General features: G+C 66.8%; 2 protein-coding genes. One reads left to right on the top strand and one right to left on the bottom strand.

From position 1 onward, the window contains the following. A partial coding sequence (locus tag AC1D0P_RS26150) for a LysR substrate-binding domain-containing protein (RefSeq protein ID WP_477679386.1) occupies nt 1–524 on the top strand: 524 nt, incomplete at its 5' end. On the opposite strand, the gene AC1D0P_RS26145 is transcribed toward AC1D0P_RS26150, so the two are convergent. Continuing rightward, nucleotides 466–889, bottom strand: a 424-nt coding sequence (locus AC1D0P_RS26145; RefSeq protein ID WP_477679385.1) for a DMT family transporter, incomplete at its 5' end; no start/stop codon positions are given. The two genes, AC1D0P_RS26150 and AC1D0P_RS26145, sit on opposite strands and share 59 nt — an antisense overlap.

Below are 889 nucleotides of genomic sequence, written 5' to 3'. Positions count from 1 at the left end.
CGCAGTGGGTGTCGCGCCGGCTGGCGCGCAACCAGCGCGTGCTGGTGGCCTCGCCCCGCTATATCAAGCACCATGGCGAGCCTGCGGACCTGGAGGCGCTGCAGCATCACGCCTGCCTGATCGTGCGCGAGAACGGTAACGCCGCCGGCCAACGCTTTGACGTCTGGCAATTGCACCGGGAGCGCGACAAGACACCGGCGCGCGTGCGTGTTCACGGCCCGCTGGCCAGCAACTCGGGTGAGCTGGTGCGTGACTGGTGCCTGGAAGGCCGCGGCATCATGCTGCGCAGCCTGTGGGACATCGCGCCGCAGCTGGCTTCGGGGCAACTGGTGCGTGTGCTGCCTGCATATTCCATGCCGGACGCCGACATCCACTGGCTGGCGCCCTACCGCGCTGACCAGCCCCGGCGCATACGCCTGCTGATAGACCACCTTGTGGCGCAATTCCAGGACACGCCCTGGAAAACTACGCGGCCGCCGGCGGCTTCGCGGACCGCACCACGAGGCTCACGCCCAGCGCCGTGAGCACCGTTCCCACAATGGTGGCCGTGGTGATGGATTCACCAAACAGCGCCCAGGCCATCAGCGCCGTGGTGGGCGGCACGAGGTACAACAGGCTGGTCACCGCGGTCGCCGCACCGCGCTGGATCAGCAGGTAAAGCAGCGAACTGCCGCCCAGCGTGAGCACCAGCACCGACCAGGCCATGGCCCCCAGGAAATGGGGGGTCCAGTTGATCACCTCGGTTTCGAACAGGGCCAGCGGCAAGGTCACCACAAAGGCGGCCGCCAGCTGGATGACGTTGGCGGTGCGCACGTCAGTCGGTTTAACGAAGCGCTTCTGGTAGAGCGTACCGGCCGTGATGCTGAACAGGGAAAAGATGGTACAGGCC

The organism is Polaromonas sp. P1_G2, assembly GCF_056405515.1.
Note: the sequence above shows the minus strand (reverse complement) of the source record. Positions and strands in the feature narration are given on the sequence as shown.